Source organism: Agaribacter flavus, assembly GCF_042646125.1.
Classification (GTDB): domain Bacteria; phylum Pseudomonadota; class Gammaproteobacteria; order Enterobacterales; family Alteromonadaceae; genus Glaciecola; species Glaciecola flavus.
On record NZ_JBHRSW010000007.1, the window covers coordinates 102,364 to 119,694 of the forward strand.

Here is a 17,331-nt window from a genome sequence, read left to right on the forward strand (position 1 = left end):
GAGATTGTGAGTTATTTTTTCTATGTTTAATAATTTTAATGGCACGCAAGGCAACATTAAAAACGATGTGTTGTCAGGTATTACGGTTGCGCTTGCCTTGGTTCCCGAAGCTGTCGCTTTTGCTTTTGTTGCTGGTGTTGAGCCGATGATCGGCTTGTATGCTGCCTTTATGATGGGTTTAATTACCTCGGCAATTGGTGGACGACCCGGTATGATTTCTGGCGCAACCGGTGCCATGGCGGTGGTTATGGTGGCTTTAGTCGCGCAACACGGCGTGCAATATCTTTTCGCGGCGGTCGTATTAGCGGGTATTTTGCAAATTTTGGCTGGCGTATTCAGGTTGGGCAAATTTATCCGATTGGTACCATACCCAGTTATGCTAGGGTTTGTAAATGGTTTAGCAATCGTTATATTTTTGGCTCAATTGGGGCAGTTTAAAGTCACTAACGCGTTTGGTGAGTTGAATTGGATGTCCGGATCCTTGCTGTATTGGATGCTAGGTTTGGTTGGTTTGACTATGGCAATTATTTATTTGTTGCCCAAGCTAACAAAAGCGGTTCCGGCTTCTCTCGTGGCTATTATTTCAGTGACTGCTTTGGTGCATGGCTTAGATTTAGAAGCTCGCACGGTAATAGATTTTGTCAGAGATATGGTACCAGAAAGCGAAAAGGCCACAGTGACCTTAGCGGGTGAGTTGCCAAGTTTTGCTATTCCGACTGTTCCTTTAAATCTCGACACACTGTATATCATTTTACCGACGGCTGTAATTTTGGCACTGGTAGGGTTAATTGAATCTCTACTCACACTGACCTTGATAGATGAAATGACAGATACCCGTGGCCGAGGCAATAAGGAATGCGTTGGGCAAGGTGTGGCGAACACCGTCAACGGTTTCTTTGGTGGTATGGGAGGTTGTGCGATGATTGGTCAGAGCATGATCAATATCAATAGTGGCGGGCGAGGGCGCCTATCGGGTATTACCGCTGCTCTTGTACTACTTGGTTTTATTCTGTTTGCTGCGCCGTTAATTGAAATGATCCCCCTTGCTGCACTAGTTGGCGTAATGTTTGTGGTAGTGATTGGCACCTTTGAATGGGCGAGTTTCCGTATCATTAGAGGTGTAAATAAAGAAGACGCATTTGTCTTATTTTTAGTTACAGCTATTACAGTGATTGCGGATTTAGCGATTGCCGTTATTGTCGGGGTCATTGTTTCAGCGCTGGTATTTGCTTGGAAACACGCCACCCATATTATTGCAAAAACACATACTGATGATGATGGCTGGAAGGTCTATGACTTGGAAGGGCCACTATTTTTCGGTTCGGTCAGTCACTTTAAAGACATATTCGATCCGCAAAATGACCCAAAAGATGTGGTGATTGATTTTAGAGATTCTCGAATATGGGATTCTTCGGGGATCGATGCATTAGATGGCCTAGCGGATAAATACAAAGCACTGGGCAAAACGTTACATATTAGACATATTAGTGCTGAGTGCCAGACTCTATTGAACAAGGCCAGTGAATACGTTGAGATTAATGTAAACGAAGATCCACGATACCGAGTGGTGTCAGATAAGTTAGGCTAAGTTTGAGAAAGCGATAATTCAGGAAATAAAAGCGGTAGTGTAAAAGCGTTTAGCCTAGACAACTACCGCTGTTTTTATTTAAATGAACATTGGTACTATTTTTGTTTAGCTAACCAATTTACCAATTCGATATATTCTTCTTTGCTGTTCACGCCACCTTTTACCTGATATTTACCATTAACAATCACATTGGGTACACCGGTAACGTGTTTGCGATTTTTTTCGAGCTCTTTGTTGTTTCTATTGAACAAACTCGTCACACCAAAGTTTTTTTCTAGCTTTTCAAACGCCGCTTTATCCACTCCGTTTACCACAAATAAACTTTTGAAGTCATCAATGCTTTTTATGTTTCTGCCTTGGTTTTGTACGTGAATGTAATTGAATATGGCCTCATTTAGCTTATCGGCTTGTTTGAGTTGTCGCGCTATCATCATCGCTTTTGTTGCTGCATTTTGATTTTCTTGACTGGTGTGAGGCATAAAATTTACATGAATTTTGTCAAACTTTACGCCATCGTCGAGATTCGATTTTAGCTCCTTCATTAAGGGCTCAAAGTTAAAACAGGCGGGACACCAAAAAGAAAAGTACTCTTGTACAATAGGCTTTGATGTAGCCTTTTCAGCGATGACAGTATAGTGCGTTCCTTCTTGCCATAATGTCACTTGTGCTAAGGCCTGAATTGGGAAAAGAATGGCAACAGAAAGCCCTAAAAGAAGTTTTTTCATGTAATTTCCTATGTTATGTATTTAGTATCTAACCGCATTGTAACTGACTATTTTATATAAATCTTGGCTATGTTCCGATTATGTGTTGGTCGTCAAAAATCAACGCTTAAACGACACTGCTGCTTTGATTAACCTGCCCGTAAGCGAGTTCAATACGGCGTAGTCATTTACTACAAAAGTATGCTCTCGTCGAGTTTACCAGCCCCTCTGGAGAGCTTAATGTTTGACTACTCAGCAGTGAGATAAGTTCCTTTTAATAAGGTAGTAAACTGATGGCTGGCTCTTGCAGACAAGACAGTTGCTCTTTTAATGCCAGAATTTGATTTTCCCAATATTTATCTTCACCGAACCACGGAAAGGCAGCAGGAAAAGCAGGATCTTGCCAACGCATGTCTAACCAAGCCATATAGTGCACCATACGCATCGCCCGTAATGCTTCAATTAACTGTAGCTCCCTGGGATCAAAGTGATGAAACTCATCGTAAGCTTCGATTAAGGTATCAAGCTGCATTAATTGTTGTTGTCGGTCACCATTTAACATCATCCATAAGTCTTGAATGGCTGGTCCTTGGCGACAATCGTCTAAGTCGACGAATATTGGCCCGTCTTGCCATAATATATTACCTGGGTGGCAATCTCCGTGTAGTCTAATTTGCTTATAGTCAGTCGAGTAATATCGACTACTGACCTCAATGACTTGATCGAGTATTACCATAAAAGGTGTGTGTAAGTGAGAAGGGAGTATCTTAGAATCGGCGAGACGTTGACGCGGCGCATTTAAAAAAGCGCTTGTTGAAATTTGGGGGCGGTGAGCAAAGTTTCTGGTACTGGCAAGTTTGTGTATTCTTCCAATTAGCCGCCCCATCCACTCGATCTGGTCTAAATTATCGACTTCAAATTGACGCCCGCCAACAGAAGGGAACAAGGCAAATGAATAGGCGTCGTAGTGATGTAGACTTTTTCCATCAAACAGAAGAGGCGCGACAACTGGCAACTCTGCTTCTTGCAACTCGAGCGCAAAATCATGCTCTTCTATTATTTGTCGCTCTTCCCAGCGGCTCGGGCGATAAAACTTGGCAACATAACGTTTTCCATCTTCCAACTTAAATTGGTACACGCGATTTTCATAACTATTTAGAGCGAGCAAACCAGAATCAATGCGAACGCCTAAGCTTTCGATAGCATCGAGAATTAAGTCGGGGCCTAGGTGTGAAAAACTAAAATCTGACGAATCGATTGTCATAAGTGTCAATTAAAATCCTGTGAAAATAAAGGTGGTGGGTTCGTCGACAACTAGGCTTTCGCTTGTTTCGCTGAGCGAGCGCACGCTTATATATATTTTCTGAGTACCGACGGAAATTTCTTCAGGATCAACTGCAACGCTAAGCGGCAGGGTATACACCTCTCCTTCTGCCACTTCCACACTGGTCTCGCCGAATATTTGCGGGGTGGGTAGCCCTTTAACACTAATTTCGAAGACTTTGTCTTGTTGAGATTTATTGAGTATTTTCACGGTGTAGACGTTCTCGATTAGGCCTTCATTGGTCTCCCTATCTAGTGAGTTTCGATCTCGAATAATGTCTACTTCCAAAGGAACACGAGTGGCGATGTCCCATACTAGCATGCATGTCATCAAACTCAGTACAAATGCATAGCCAATAAGCTTGGGGCGAACGATTTTTGTTTTACCTCCGGCCAATTCATGCTCAGAAGTAAAACTAATCAAGTTGGGCTCGTATCCCATTTTGTCCATTACCCCGTTACACGCATCAACACATGCGCCACAGTTGATACACTCGTACTGCAGGCCATTTCGAATATCGATGCCTGTGGGGCAAACTTGAACACATAGGTTACAGTCAATGCAATCCCCCAGCCCCTTTGATTTTACTTCGTCTTGTGTCATTTTTCGACTGCGTGGTCCGCGTTGTTCGCCACGCGTAGGATTATAAGAGACGGTGAAGGTATCTTTGTCAAACATCGCCGATTGGAATCGCGCATAAGGGCACATGTGCGTACACATTATTTCGCGCATAAATCCGGCATTACCGTAGGTACAGCCGGTAAAAAATATTACCCAAAATGCTAACCAAAAGGAGCTGTTGAAAGTGAAAAAGTCGATAAAAAGCCTATCAATCTCGGTGAAATAACCAACAAATGTGAGTGAGGTTAGTAGAGCGACCATAATCCAAGAAAAGTGCTTGAGGCTCTTCCGCCAAAACTTATCAAAATCCATACTGCGTTGATCGAGTTTCATGCGTTTGTTTCTTGCACCCTCGATTTTTTCTTCAAACCAAATGTATATGAACGTCCAAGTGGTTTGTGGGCACATAAAGCCACACCAAACTCTGCCGGCAAAGGTTGTGACAAAGAATAGAGCAAATGCAGAGACGATAAAAATGTAGGCAACGACGGTAAGATCTTGTGGCCACAGCGTAATAGAAAAAATAGTGAAGCGCTGAGCGGCAATGTCGAGCAGGATAGCTTGTTCACCTTGGTACTGTAACCACGGTATTATCGCGAAGATACCGAGAAAAATTAAGCCAAAAAAACGCCGAATGTTTTCTAGTTTGCCTTGTACAGCCCTAACATAAATGCGGCTTCTAGCCGAATAATTGGGCTTTGTTGGCTTTTGAATTTTTACTGGCGTGATGTCTTTAACATCAATTTTTTTGTTCATATTGTTACAAGTTGTCCAGATTAAAAGGGAAAGTAGCTTTTTTTAAGGTGGCGACTACTTAATTGTGTTCTCAGTATACCAACTCGGCGTCGATTATTCTTATTTGAGATCAATTTTTTAGTGTTGCAGTTTTGACTGAAGACATACCTATTTAGAGAGTGAGGCGATTAAAACAGGATAATATGCGTATTTTTCCGTGTCTTGTGGCAGCGCCAACCACTCAGTTTTCGTATGAATATGCATAACTTAAGCATGCTGTTTAATGTATAAAAGTAGAGTAAACTACTTCCTCAAACAGAGGAAGTGCAGTTTATGTGGCGCAACATAGTCGTTATTGTGCAAATATTATTAATTATCTGGTTACTGCAGACTAAATGGGTGCAGGACATGTTCTCGTCTGTGCAGTTGACCTTGAGTGATTGGGTGGCGAGTGTATTGACTGTGCCCGACAGGCAAAAGATTGCTTCATTAAGAGACAGTTACATGCGTAACAATATGGCCTTACAACCTCATCAAACAGATTATGTTTTTGAAGTGACGGACACGATTGAAGGCATTCAAAAATTTCATACTTTGTATTGTAAAGACGGTGATAAAAACCCCTATTTATACGGAAACAACCTTCGTAAATTTTGTTCGAAAATAGAAGAGTCGGGCATTCTTCCGTAGTACTTTTTTCATTTGTGCCTCAGTGAGTTTTATGCCACTTCGACATTTCTCTGCTTTAACTTGGCTGGCTCATAAACTGCAAATTGATGTTTGCCTTTCTTCTTTGCGGCAAAAAGTGCTGAGTCTGCCCACTCTGTAATGTTCTTATAGTTTAATAATTCTACTGTTTCAGTGCCTTCGAAAGCCACTATTCCTATGGAGGTGGCAATGGATAGTTTGTGGCCATCAATAATCTGTGATTTGCTCAGTGCATTGAGAATCCGTTTGGCCAGTTTCTTGGTGTTTTCTTCGGTGGATTTTGGTAACAGTAATCCAAATTCGTCACCACCAAATCGGCCAAGTGTATCCATATCTCGAATATTGGCAGTAACGGTTGCAACAAATGCCCTCAAATATTCATCACCCGTAGCGTGACCGTATTTGTCATTTATTTGCTTAAATTTATCTAAATCAAAATACATGAACGCAATACACTCTTGTTGTCGTCTCGAACTAGTGATGGCTTGCTTGGCTCTGTCGCTGAACAAATATCTATTACACGCGCCAGTAAGCGCATCATAATGTGCTAAGCGTTTCAAATGTAGGTCTTTTCTGAAGTCTCGTTTCAACGTATTGAGCAAATACTTTAATATTTGTGGGGTAATCGCATGGCTTGGAAAGGCGTCAACAGTATAGTTTCGGTAGCCACTGACATCAAAACTGTCAAAACTTTCTGACAATACCAATATTGGGCAAGGTAGTTCTTTTGCCGAATACTGCTTAGATAGCTGCCGTCTAAGGGGGATAAATTGATCTTGCGTCACTAGGATAAAAGCAGAATCAAACGAGTTTTCTTCTACTTCCAATTCATACCCTCTTTCATGGCAAACAATTTCTTCAACTTGAGAAATTACTTTTAGGGTAGCCGTCAACCACTCACGCTCTTTGGCGTTTTCATTGATCAAAAAAATATTCATATGCGCACCGTTTTACACAGATTTTGTGTATTTTTTTAATTTTTATTTTTGTTTTTGTTATTACTTATACATTGTACAAAAGTATTAATAAAAGTTCAAAAAATAAACAATTTGTATGATTTAAGTACGCGTAAATCAAAGCCTTAGTGTTGTGTAAAAAAGACAAGTAAGCATTACGAAGGCTTTACAATAGAAAATGTGCTTACAGGGAGTTCACGGTTGTTTGTCGTCGAAAGCGATTGATTGACTGGTAATAAGCCCATCTCTGATGTTAATTAGTTGTTCCGGCTTACTCCATTGTTTGACATCCAAGTCAAACGGATCAACAAAAGTCATATAAGCCAGATCAGCATTAGCCCAATCAGGTAACGTAAGGGTTTCCTCACTACCATCAAAGCCGCTTTGCATGAAACAAGCGTACAGCCAAGTGTTGTCAGGTAGAGTGCCAAGCGGTGCGCTTACTTTTACATTTAAGCCCGTGTCCTCCCAAACGGCTCTGTGCGCTGCACATTGCCCAGACTCGCTAGGTTTGTTGGTGCGCGCGGGTATACTGTAGGATTTGTCATCGTGAACAAGTGCGAGTATTCGCCCATTTTTGCTAATTAAACAAGCCGCGGGTGATTTCAGGCTACTGTGGTGAGAAACATCCACTCTGCAGCTTGGTGCCGAAAACTCTCGTTGCGTGCACGAGACGAGCAGTGTTGTAAGCAAGCATAAAAGTACAGTTCTAGTTTTGTCAGTCATAGTTATGTAACCCAGTCACTTGGCTTTTTTGAGTGAACAGCAACTTTACTTACGGGGTGTGTTCCATACAAGTACAAAGTTGGGATAAATCACCCCTCATAAATACGTTGATTGCTCAGCGAGGCCTTGTATGTTGAAAAGTTGTTACAAAAAACGCAAAAAAACAAGCTTATACGGCATCGAAAGACAATGCTTCTTGCAAGCTATTGACAATCGTATTAACGTGACTTTGTGTAAAGTTTCAATCCACTTATCACTTTTCGCGTATATTCACTTAAGCATCTAAAACCAAGGGCTTTTGTTATTTACATTTGCCTGCAAGATTTATGACGCGAGTGACAATAATTAAGGCGCCCCTTTGTCAAACGGTAATGGTTGTGATGAGTGAATTGCGGCGGAAATATTAGGCAAAATCAATTACGTCAAATGTCTGCAAACAAACATTGAAATAAAATCCCAAATGTACCGGTCAAGTTTTAGCTTGAGCTAAACTTGTGGATTTGGAGTAGGCGGTCGAGGAATGTTATGAGTAAAATAATTAAAATATCGCCATTACTATTGGGTGTGGTTGTGCTTGTGGGTTTTCTGGTTTATATGAATTTACCAGAGGAGAATGTGGCAGCAGGAGGCAGAAGTGGTGGAACAACACCCGTAGCAGTTAAATCAGCAGCTCAAGAGTCGTTTCCTGTTGTGGTGGAAGCATTGGGGACGGCTGTCGCTAACGAGTCAGTCTACATAACGGCGCAGCAAGCAGAGACGCTAACCACTGTGCTTTTTGAAGATGGGGACATTGTTGAACGCGGGCAATTGCTTGCACAGTTGAATAATCGAGCAGAGCTTGCAAAATTAAATGAAATAGAAATTAATCTCGCTGATGCGAAGCGTCAGTTAACGCGAATTAAAGATTTAGCGAAAGAGAGAGCCGCGTCTCAACAGCTGCTCGATGAACAAGAGGCTCGGGTAAAAGCCCTTATTGCACAGCGCGAAGTCGCTAAGGCAGAGCTAGAAGAACGCAAGGTTATCGCTCCGTTTAATGGTCGCCTGGGTACACGAATGATGAGTATTGGCAGCCTAGTGAGACCAGGAGACGTCATCACCACGCTAGACGACTTAAGTACAATCAAGGTTGATTTTAATGTCAGCGAAAATCACCTTGCGAGCCTTGCAAATGGGCAAAATATCAGTGCAACTTCTGTTGCTTATCCCGGCGAAGTCTTTTCTGGCAATATAACAAATGTAGAATCCAGAATTGACCCTGTTACGCGCTCGATAAGAGTACGGGCACGCATTGAAAATGAAGACCTCAAACTCAGACCGGGGTTGTTATTGCAAGTAAGTATAGAAAAGCGCGTGCTTAACGCACTAGTTGTCCCAGAAAGTGCTTTGGTGCCTGATGGCGATAAGCAATACCTGTATTTGGTTAACGGTGATAACAAAGCTGTGAAAAGGGAAGTCGTTGTTGGCGAGCGCAAACCTGGTTTAGTGCAAATTGTTGACGGTTTATCAGAGGGAGACAAGGTTGTGGTTGAGGGTACCTTGCGTATTAGAGATGGTTCAAGCGTAAAAATTATTGGTTAGGGATAGAAAAAATGCTCATTTCGGATCTTTCTGTTAAACGACCTGTATTTGCGTCTGTTGTCAATTTGTTGCTCCTTGTATTTGGCGTCGTGGCAATCACATTTTTATCTTTGCGTGAATACCCTGACATCGACCCCCCTATCGTCTCTGTAAGCACACAATATCCGGGCGCTTCCGCTGATATTGTGGAAACGCGCATTACACAAATCTTAGAGGACAGAATCAGTGGTATTGAAGGGATAAAGAACATTTCATCATCAAGTCGCAATGGTCGCTCAAATATCACGATTGAATTCCAGTTAAGCAGAGACATTGATGCGGCCGCAAATGATGTGAGAGAACGTATATCTCGAGCATTGAACAATTTACCTGATCAGGCGCTTCCCCCAGAAGTTGCTAAATCAAATTCAGATGAAAATGCTATTATTTGGTACAACTTGCGTAGTACCAATTTAAATGTCATGGAACTTACCGATTACGCTGACCGTTTTGTGGTTGATCGTTTATCTATTGCAGAAGGCGTCGCTCGTATCCAGCTAGGTGGTGGTCGGACGTATGCAATGAAAGTTTGGCTTGACCGCAATGCTATGGCTGCTCGAGGGATCACGGTTACAGATATTGAACGCGTGATTAGATCTGAAAACGTTGAGTTACCGGCAGGTAGAGTCGAATCGAACGAACGTGATTTTGATGTTCGTGTGGCAAGAAGTTTCTTATCACCTGAAGACTTCGCTGAGTTAACCGTTGCGGCTGGTGCAGACGGCTACTTGGTGAAATTGCGTGAAGTCGCGCATGTAGAACTAACAGCTGCTGACGATGAGACGGATTTTCGCGGTGACGGTGTGAACATGATTGGCTTGGGTATTATCAAGCAATCCAAAGCCAATACGCTAGAAGTGGCACGATCCGCTAGAGAAGCAATAGAGCGTATTGAAAAAACCTTACCTGACAACATTTTTATCGTACCGAGTTATGATTCTTCCATATTTATTGAAGAATCAATAAACGAAGTCTACAACACGCTTGCGATCGCTATGCTGATGGTTGTGGTCGTAATTTATTTGTTTTTGGGTAATGTTCGCGCCACCCTTATTCCTGCGGTAACCGTACCCGTTTCATTGGTAGCGGCATTCATTGTCATGTTTGCGCTTGGTTTTTCGATAAATTTATTAACGCTGTTGGCCTTAGTACTAGCAATTGGATTGGTGGTAGATGATGCTATCGTCGTGCTTGAGAATATTTATCGCCGAATTGAATTGGGCGAGCCCCCCATTCTTGCTGCTTATCGGGGAGCAAGAGAAGTCGGTTTTGCGGTAATTGCAACCACTTTGGTGCTTATTTCTGTGTTTGTACCCTTGGTGTTTTTAGAGGGAAATATTGGTCGCTTGTTCACTGAGTTTGCGCTTGCTATTGCAGCCGCGGTGGCGTTTTCGAGTTTCACTGCACTCACATTATCACCAATGATGGCGTCTAAGTTGCTCAAAAAACGGGAGCGAAATTCGGGCTTTGGTGTTTGGATGGACAAAGCCTTTGCTAAATTTGAAGGCAGCTATTATCGAGCACTTGGCACAAGTTTGCGTCAACCGATACTGATGGTCTTACTGTTACTTGCATCAATGGCCTTAATTTGGCAAATGCAAGGAAAGCTAAAAGAAGAGTTTGTGCCGCGTGAGGACAGAGGTAACTTCTTCATTTTAATGCAAGCGCAAGAAGGGGCGAGTTTTGAGAGTAATTCCCGTAACCTTAAAAAAATCGAAGATGTGTTGATGCCTTATCGAGAATCAGGCGAAATTGAGCGATTACTGGTTCGTACCCCCGGATTTGGTGGCAGGGCAGGCATTGCTATCATTGGCATGCCTAGTTGGGAAACGCGTCCTCGCTCAACTTTTGAACTAATGCGTGAAATGAGCGCTAAACTCTCTCAAATCCCAGATGTTCGCGCTTTTGCCATCATGCGCTCTGCGATTGGGGGAAGAGGATTGGGGAGACCTGTACAGTTTGTATTGCAAGGTAACACCTATGAAGAGCTTGTTGAATGGCGTGATATTGTTATTGCCAAAGCGCGACAGAACCCCGGTTTGGTGCGTATAGATTCTGATTATAAAGAAACCTCTCCTCAATTATTGGTTGATATTGATAGAGATAGAGCAGCAGACTTAGGAGTTTCAATTTTAGAAATTGGCCGAACACTTGAAACTATGTTGGGTCAAAGGCGTGTGTCGACCTTCTTAGATCGCGGCCAAGAATATGATGTGATTATTGAGGGAAATGAGGAAGATTATCGAAGTCCAGACAGTATAGACAATATTTACGTTCGCTCCGATCGCACCGGACGTTTAATTCCCTTGGACAATCTCGTCTCAGTTAAAGAGCAGGCTACGTCGACCACCTTAAATCGCTACAACCGCATGCGTGCCGTGACGATTAGTGCTAACTTAGCCGATGACTACACAATCGCCGAAGCGTTGACATTTTTGGAAGGGATAGTCGAAAGTGAATTGCCCGACCAAGTTTCGATTGACTACAAAGGCGAATCACAGTTGTATCAAGAGTCAGGATCTAGTTTTGTGTTTATATTTGCCTTGGCTTTAGCGGTTACATACTTAGTGTTAGCTGCGCAGTTTGAGAGTTGGATTCACCCTTTGGTCATTATGTTTACGGTTCCTTTGGCTTTGGTGGGTGCTTACGTGGGGTTGTATTTAGCTGACATGTCCATCAATATCTACAGTCAAATTGGTTTGGTAATGCTCATTGGTTTAGCGGCGAAAAACGGAATTTTGATTGTTGAATTTACGAATCAACTGCGCGATGCGGGGGTTGAATTTGAGGAGGCGATTAAAAAAGCCGCAACGCAACGGCTGCGCCCAATTGTTATGACTGGCTTTACAACTGTATTTAGCGCTTTGCCACTGGTACTTGCCACTGGGCCTGGCGCAGAGTCGCGTATGGTAATCGGCATGGTTATCTTTGCAGGCGTGATTTTTTCTACCTTTATGACGCTATTTATCATCCCGACCGCATACAATTATTTGGCTCGTCATACAGGATCACCAGAACTACGAACGCGCAAACTAGAAAAGTTACAGGAAGCGCTACCTTACAATAAGGGAGAGAATGCTTCACTTGATGGTTCACCCGTGAAGGAAGCGACGAAGATCTAATGCTGTTGAAACGGCGCAGCGAGAAGTCTACGCCGTATACTCATTACCTTGAATCACCGTTAACTTTTTATTTGACACTTAAAATAAATAACAATATAAGTAGTTATATAAATTATTATATAAACGATTATTTTAAGGGCAGTTGATGGACTATTTTGATGAATTTGGTGAACTAGGTTTGGGGAGTCGCTTGAAAAGGCTTAGTGATAGATTAATGACCGATGCTAACGCGGTCTATCAAGCCTTTGACTTACCTATCCAACCTAAGTGGTTTAGTTTGTTGTCACTGTTGCGTGATAAAAAACGCGTATCCGTTGTACAGGCGTCCGAATTACTTGGTCTGTCACAGCCTGCACTTAGTCAATTTTGCAAACAATTGCTTGAAGTGCAGCTGATTGAACTTGTCCCAGAGACAAAGGACGCTCGTAAAAAAATAATGCAATTGAGTAGCAAGGGTTTTGTTGCTTTAGAAAATGTGCAAATGGTCTGGGGTGCCGTGGAAAAAGCCGCTGTTGATTTGAGTCGTGAAGAGGGGAACGATTTTTACCAAGCTGTTCGAAGTTTCGAAAATTCTTTGAAAAACAAAAGCTTACTAACGCGCACAAAATCATACTTATCGTCTATTGATTCCGAAGCTTTGCATTTTTTACCCTTTGAGCAGGACTTAGCCCCGTATTTTGAAGTGATAAATATTGAATGGGTCGAACAAATGTTTGAGTTGGAGGAGATTGACAAAAAAGTATTGAGTCAACCCTATGATTATATTGTCCGCCCTGGGGGAGAGATTTGGTTTGCAAAGCATGCTTTGCATGGCATCGTCGGAACCTGTGCGCTATTAAAAACGGCTGAAGGAGAGTTTGAATTAACTAAGATGGGCGTATTGAGCGCTATGCGCGGCCACAGAATAGGGGAGCGCTTATTGCAACATGTAATTGCTCAAGCCGAGCAAATGAAGGTTAATAAACTTTACCTGCTCACCAACAAAAAATGTGAAGCGGCTATTCACCTATACGAGAAGTTAGGTTTTGAGCATAGTCAGGATATCATGCGCCAGTATGGCGGCCACTACAAAAGATGTGATGTGGCAATGTTGTATACAGGTTAATGAATCGAGTTTCGGTATGAAAACTAAAAGAGAGCATAGCCAAAAAAAGGTTCGCACATCATTTGACTAAGGTCGTCCTAAGTCATTAATATTGCGCTGAAACCGCTAAAAAATTATAAGGATATTCTATGCTGCCTATGAACTTGGCAAAATGCTTTATTTTACTTTTTTCATTTATTGCTTTTTCCTCTAGCTGCAATGAGTTAAAAAAAATAGAGGTTACAGCTACCAATAACTTTCAGTCTTCCACCTTTGCACATCCTAAGGGACTAGAGACGACCCAAAACCCAAAACTTAGCGCGTATGTGTTTGAACGCGCAAAATTTCAAAACTTATCTGATCCGCAACTATTTATTCAAGTTATGGATTGGGTTGCAAGTCAATGGCAACATGACGGCTTTAATCAAGCCCCTCATGGGATGAGTTCTTTGGAAATACTTAAAAACGTGCACGAACGCGGTGAGCGTTATCGCTGTGTTGAGTATGGCAAAGTGATGGCTGACATCCTCTCTGCAATGGGGCATTACTCGAGAACGGTCGGTCTGCAATCAAGCGATGTTGCATATGGTGGCTGGGGGAAAGGGCATGTGGCGGCAGAAGTATGGTCTAATAGTTTGAATAAGTGGGTCTTTTTTGACCCTCAATTCAGTATTTACGCAATGAATGAAGGCGAGTATTTGAATATTTACGACATTCATTTACTGAAAGCCAAAGGAAAGTTGGAGCAAATTGATTTTATTACCACTTCCAAATATGCCAGTGCAAACAATCTTGATCATGCTGTGGCCGCGAAAGAATACAAATTATTTTTGAGTAATTATCTAGGGTTTCACGTATCAAGTGTTTTCATAAATGGGGAATATCAAAATCTTTACTTGATGATGGAGTCCAAGGCTCCAGCTTTGACATTTCAAGGAATGGGAAGAACAACGCAGTCATTATTTACTGACTCTTTCGACATTGCTTATCCAAAACTGAATCAGGTGGTTGTTTCTTTATCAGCTTTACCAAACGAAAATTCAAATGTTCAACAGATATTTAAAGAGTATGGGATTAAGACAGAGGAGCAATATATTGACAATATGTGGAGATTTGCCGCAAAAGGCGAGATTGCTATGAGCTTTAATACCAATATGAAAAATTTTAAAAGCTATCAAGTTAAGATTGGCAATGGTATTTGGGAACAAATTGATGGAGAGGAATTTTTATGGAACCTCTCTTTGGGAGAAAACGTATTTCAAGTGCGAAGCATGTCTACTAGTAATGTATATGGTCCGACTACATTTATTGAAATAATGTATTACTAACCTTATCAAGGTCTGGCGGCATACTTGGTTAGGCGCATTAAAGTTTTATAACACAACTGGCAGAGATAAACTCTGCCATTGTGGTTGGAGTTTTCTGAAAAACTAGCAGGATTGATAGCGCCGAACTTAAGTTTTGCGACGAATGTAGTTGTAAACGTCAGCTGAGTTGTTTTCTAAAGCAAAAGTCAATAAGTCCGTTTCATTGCACTTAACTCCTCGTTCAGCAGAGATAGCTGCCCGCAATATGGCTCTGCGGTAGACATTGTGTGATATTTTCTGCGCTTTTTGTCTAATTGCTTGTCGCAACATATCAGTGTCGTTTGTCGCTGCGGCTTTACAAAACTTGTAATATTCGACATCACCGGTGAAAGTAAATTCTTCATACGATACGGTTTTTGTGTGTGCTAGTGCACTTGTACTTAGAGCAGTTAAGACAACAAAAAGTAAAGTTTTCATAGTTCATCCACTTGTTGATTAAATCAATGTTTAATATGGCTCGTAACATCATATGGATTTACTTTTCTGCTTAAATAATGAACGAATTAACTTGCTGATGATTGTCGAAATTAACGAACTGTTAATATTTATCATGAGCTTACGTAAGAAAAAGCTGTCAGTTCTCAGCAAGCGCAACTATAAAGTCGGATCTGTAATAAATGGTTATGCTGTATTAATATACAAGTATATTTAGTTGGCTTCTCAATGTGGTGCACACCCAAACCGACAGACCCTAAAAATGAAAAAGTTTATACACATAGATATGGACGCATTTTACGTTTCTGTGGAAATACGCGACAGGCCAGAATTGGCATCACTTCCCGTTGCTGTTGGAGGGCGTTCGCGTCAGAGGGGCGTACTGTCTACCTGCAACTATATTGCTCGAAAATATGGTGTGCATTCTGCCATGCCGACTGCAATTGCGATAAGAAAATGTCCTGACTTGGTGGTTTTGCCAGGAAGAATGTCAATTTATAAAGAAATCAGTGGGCAAATTAGGCAAATTTTTGCGCGTTATACGCCTTTAATTGAACCATTGTCTCTAGATGAAGCGTACTTAGACGTCACTGATTCAGAAGCATGCAATGGTTCAGCAACCCTTATTGCCAAGGAAATTAGACAAGCAATATATGAAGAGCTTCAGTTGACTGCGTCTGCTGGTATCGCGCCTTTGAAGTTTGTCGCGAAGATTGCATCAGATTTAAATAAACCAAATGGGCAGTTTTTGGTCAAGCCTGAAGAAATGGATACGTTTTTGATGGATCTGCCTTTACAGAAAATCCCAGGCGTGGGGAAGGTCAGCTTTGAAAAACTCGCTGCGCTTGGATGGACGCATGGACGTCACATTCGAAATTTAGCTAAGCATAAGGTAGTAGAGCAGTTTGGTAAATTTGGTTTGTCGCTTTGGAGTAAGTGCAATGGTATCGACAATCGCAAGGTACAAGTGTCCAGAGTCAGAAAATCGGTGGGTGTAGAGCATACTTTTTCCGCGAACTTGAAGCATTGTGATCAACTTTACCAATACTTAATAAACAAGTTGTTACCTGAGTTAAAACAACGTGGTCGTGCTTATATTGACGCTTGCAGAGTAGATAAGGTCGGTGTCAAAATAAAATTTGAGGACTTTGTCCAAACAACAAAAGAGCAAAAACATCAAAACCTTGATGAAGAGGTTTTCAAGGCGCTATTGCATGAAGCTTTTTTAAGAGGAAAGGGTAAGTCTGTTCGACTTTTAGGCATACACATTGGTGTTGCTGAAAAGAACGACGAATCAACACAGCTCTCACTCACTTTAGAATGAGGATTGTTTAATCCTCTATATTTTTGTGGGCGCATATAAGCTCACGTTACGACAGAAGGAATATAAATGAAAAACTGGTTGGTATTGTTGGTAGTAATCTTCGCAAGTTTACCTTGTACAGCGCGAAATAGATTCGCAGAAGTAAAAATAGAAACGATTCCTGTTGCTGAATCGGTCTACATGTTAGTGGGAGCAGGTGGAAACATTGGTGTATCTGCAGGAGATGATGGTGTGTTAATTGTTGATGACCAGTTCGCCCCATTGGCAGAAAAAATAGATAGAGCTTTACAGGCTCTCAGTGGTTCGCCTACCAAGTATGTCATCAATACGCACTATCATGGTGACCACACTGGCTCAAACGAGTTTTTTCAAAAGAAAAAAGGAGCAACAGTCTTTGCTCATGATAATGTGCGAATTCGGCTTGCATCAAATGAAAAAATTAGTGTTGGGGCGCTACCTGTAGTGACTTATGAAGATGGCATAAAATTTCATTTAAACGGCGATACTATCCATGTTATTCATTTAGAAAAAGGACATACTGATGGAGACAGTGTTGTTTGGTTTGAAAAGTCGAATGTACTGCATACTGGCGATTTGTTTTTTGCTGGTCTCTTCCCCTACATTGACCTAGGAGCCGGTGGAGACGTGAAAGGTTACATCGAGTCAGTTGAGACCTTGCTGTCGCGTATTTCTGAAGATACTAAAATCATTCCTGGTCATGGTCCTTTGTCTACCAAACAAGACTTGAAAATATTCGTCGAAATGATCAAAGAAACGTACGCCTACGTGCAAAAATTAAAACAAGAAGGTATGTCTGAAGACAAAATTATAGAAAAAGGTTTGGATGCAAAGTGGAATTCATGGACGTGGAACTTTATTAACGAAGCGCGTTGGATAAAAACCTTATACCAATAACTTGGGCAATCATTGCTTAGATTCGGTCTGAACGCTTGAACCGTGCTGACGATACGCTGGATTAGTGCGCCAACAAAGGCTTTATGTCTTTGTTGATACTGCCAG

14 protein-coding genes are annotated in these 17,331 nt (G+C 41.7%); 8 read left to right on the plus strand and 6 right to left on the minus strand.

Translation table 11 applies throughout. From position 1 onward, the window contains the following. Nucleotides 1-22: 22 nt before the first annotated feature. A complete protein-coding gene (locus ACFOHL_RS06210) occupies nucleotides 23-1,588 on the plus strand; it encodes a SulP family inorganic anion transporter (RefSeq protein ID WP_376919343.1) in 1,566 nt (521 codons plus the stop codon). A gap of 95 nt (nucleotides 1,589-1,683) precedes the next feature. Here ACFOHL_RS06210 and ACFOHL_RS06215 read toward each other — a convergent pair whose 3' ends face one another. From ACFOHL_RS06215 to ccoG, 3 genes are all read right to left on the minus strand, one after another. Beyond that, nucleotides 1,684-2,313 carry a thiol:disulfide interchange protein DsbA/DsbL gene (locus tag ACFOHL_RS06215; RefSeq protein WP_376919344.1) on the minus strand — a complete coding sequence of 210 codons (630 nt, stop codon included), beginning with the start codon at nucleotides 2,311-2,313 and terminating at the stop codon, nucleotides 1,684-1,686. A 253-nt stretch (nucleotides 2,314-2,566) separates the two neighbouring features. Further along, the gene (locus ACFOHL_RS06220; RefSeq protein WP_376919407.1) at nucleotides 2,567-3,556 is read right to left on the minus strand and encodes a serine/threonine protein kinase; all 990 of its coding nucleotides are present in this window, start codon (nucleotides 3,554-3,556) and stop codon (nucleotides 2,567-2,569) included. 9 nt (nucleotides 3,557-3,565) lie between these two features. Then, a complete protein-coding gene (gene ccoG / locus ACFOHL_RS06225; RefSeq protein WP_376919345.1) occupies nucleotides 3,566-4,993 on the minus strand; it encodes a cytochrome c oxidase accessory protein CcoG in 1,428 nt (475 codons plus the stop codon). Between the two features lie 312 nt (nucleotides 4,994-5,305). Here ccoG and ACFOHL_RS06230 point away from each other — a divergent pair, with 312 nt between their 5' ends. Further along, nucleotides 5,306-5,662: a hypothetical protein gene (locus ACFOHL_RS06230; protein ID WP_376919346.1), complete on the plus strand. Its 357-nt coding sequence runs from the start codon at nucleotides 5,306-5,308 to the stop codon at nucleotides 5,660-5,662. Nucleotides 5,663-5,691: 29 nt separating this feature from the next. Here the strand turns inward: ACFOHL_RS06230 and ACFOHL_RS06235 are convergent, their stop codons facing one another. Beyond that, a complete protein-coding gene (locus ACFOHL_RS06235; protein WP_376919347.1) occupies nucleotides 5,692-6,618 on the minus strand; it encodes a diguanylate cyclase domain-containing protein in 927 nt (308 codons plus the stop codon). 213 nt (nucleotides 6,619-6,831) lie between these two features. Next, on the minus strand, nucleotides 6,832-7,362 hold the full coding sequence (locus ACFOHL_RS06240) for a hypothetical protein (RefSeq protein WP_376919348.1): 531 nt from the start codon (nucleotides 7,360-7,362) through the stop codon (nucleotides 6,832-6,834). Between the two features lie 525 nt (nucleotides 7,363-7,887). On the opposite strand from ACFOHL_RS06240, the gene ACFOHL_RS06245 reads away from it, so the two are divergent. From ACFOHL_RS06245 to ACFOHL_RS06260, 4 genes are all read left to right on the plus strand, one after another. Beyond that, nucleotides 7,888-8,940, plus strand: coding sequence for an efflux RND transporter periplasmic adaptor subunit (locus tag ACFOHL_RS06245; RefSeq protein WP_376919349.1), 1,053 nt, complete (start codon nucleotides 7,888-7,890; stop codon nucleotides 8,938-8,940). Nucleotides 8,941-8,951: 11 nt separating this feature from the next. Continuing rightward, nucleotides 8,952-12,101: an efflux RND transporter permease subunit gene (locus tag ACFOHL_RS06250; RefSeq protein WP_376919350.1), complete on the plus strand. Its 3,150-nt coding sequence runs from the start codon at nucleotides 8,952-8,954 to the stop codon at nucleotides 12,099-12,101. A gap of 145 nt (nucleotides 12,102-12,246) precedes the next feature. Further along, nucleotides 12,247-13,206, plus strand: a complete 960-nt coding sequence (locus ACFOHL_RS06255) for a bifunctional helix-turn-helix transcriptional regulator/GNAT family N-acetyltransferase (RefSeq protein ID WP_376919351.1) — start codon at nucleotides 12,247-12,249, stop codon at nucleotides 13,204-13,206. A gap of 128 nt (nucleotides 13,207-13,334) precedes the next feature. Further along, on the plus strand, nucleotides 13,335-14,513 hold the full coding sequence (locus ACFOHL_RS06260) for a hypothetical protein (RefSeq protein ID WP_376919352.1): 1,179 nt from the start codon (nucleotides 13,335-13,337) through the stop codon (nucleotides 14,511-14,513). Nucleotides 14,514-14,639: 126 nt separating this feature from the next. Here the strand turns inward: ACFOHL_RS06260 and ACFOHL_RS06265 are convergent, their stop codons facing one another. Beyond that, the gene (locus ACFOHL_RS06265) at nucleotides 14,640-14,969 is read right to left on the minus strand and encodes a DUF3718 domain-containing protein (protein ID WP_376919353.1); all 330 of its coding nucleotides are present in this window, start codon (nucleotides 14,967-14,969) and stop codon (nucleotides 14,640-14,642) included. A gap of 280 nt (nucleotides 14,970-15,249) precedes the next feature. Here ACFOHL_RS06265 and dinB point away from each other — a divergent pair, with 280 nt between their 5' ends. Together dinB and ACFOHL_RS06275 are read left to right on the plus strand one after the other, a co-directional pair. Next, nucleotides 15,250-16,311 (plus strand): DNA polymerase IV, encoded by a 1,062-nt coding sequence (gene dinB / locus ACFOHL_RS06270; protein ID WP_376919354.1) that lies wholly within the window; start codon nucleotides 15,250-15,252, stop codon nucleotides 16,309-16,311. Between the two features lie 66 nt (nucleotides 16,312-16,377). Further along, nucleotides 16,378-17,226, plus strand: a complete 849-nt coding sequence (locus tag ACFOHL_RS06275) for an MBL fold metallo-hydrolase (protein ID WP_376919355.1) — start codon at nucleotides 16,378-16,380, stop codon at nucleotides 17,224-17,226. Nucleotides 17,227-17,331 lie beyond the last annotated feature (105 nt).

Bases quoted from the DNA above. Each gene is read 5' to 3' on its own strand.
- ACFOHL_RS06210 (WP_376919343.1), top strand. From the start codon at position 23: ATGTTTAATAATTTTAATGGCACGCAAGGCAACATTAAAAACGATGTG.
- ACFOHL_RS06215 (WP_376919344.1), bottom strand. From the start codon at position 2,313: ATGAAAAAACTTCTTTTAGGGCTTTCTGTTGCCATTCTTTTCCCAATT.
- ACFOHL_RS06220 (WP_376919407.1), bottom strand. From the start codon at position 3,556: ATGACAATCGATTCGTCAGATTTTAGTTTTTCACACCTAGGCCCCGAC.
- ccoG (WP_376919345.1), bottom strand. From the start codon at position 4,993: ATGAACAAAAAAATTGATGTTAAAGACATCACGCCAGTAAAAATTCAA.
- ACFOHL_RS06230 (WP_376919346.1), top strand. From the start codon at position 5,306: ATGTGGCGCAACATAGTCGTTATTGTGCAAATATTATTAATTATCTGG.
- ACFOHL_RS06235 (WP_376919347.1), bottom strand. From the start codon at position 6,618: ATGAATATTTTTTTGATCAATGAAAACGCCAAAGAGCGTGAGTGGTTG.
- ACFOHL_RS06240 (WP_376919348.1), bottom strand. From the start codon at position 7,362: ATGACTGACAAAACTAGAACTGTACTTTTATGCTTGCTTACAACACTG.
- ACFOHL_RS06245 (WP_376919349.1), top strand. From the start codon at position 7,888: ATGAGTAAAATAATTAAAATATCGCCATTACTATTGGGTGTGGTTGTG.
- ACFOHL_RS06250 (WP_376919350.1), top strand. From the start codon at position 8,952: ATGCTCATTTCGGATCTTTCTGTTAAACGACCTGTATTTGCGTCTGTT.
- ACFOHL_RS06255 (WP_376919351.1), top strand. From the start codon at position 12,247: ATGGACTATTTTGATGAATTTGGTGAACTAGGTTTGGGGAGTCGCTTG.
- ACFOHL_RS06260 (WP_376919352.1), top strand. From the start codon at position 13,335: ATGCTGCCTATGAACTTGGCAAAATGCTTTATTTTACTTTTTTCATTT.
- ACFOHL_RS06265 (WP_376919353.1), bottom strand. From the start codon at position 14,969: ATGAAAACTTTACTTTTTGTTGTCTTAACTGCTCTAAGTACAAGTGCA.
- dinB (WP_376919354.1), top strand. From the start codon at position 15,250: ATGAAAAAGTTTATACACATAGATATGGACGCATTTTACGTTTCTGTG.
- ACFOHL_RS06275 (WP_376919355.1), top strand. From the start codon at position 16,378: ATGAAAAACTGGTTGGTATTGTTGGTAGTAATCTTCGCAAGTTTACCT.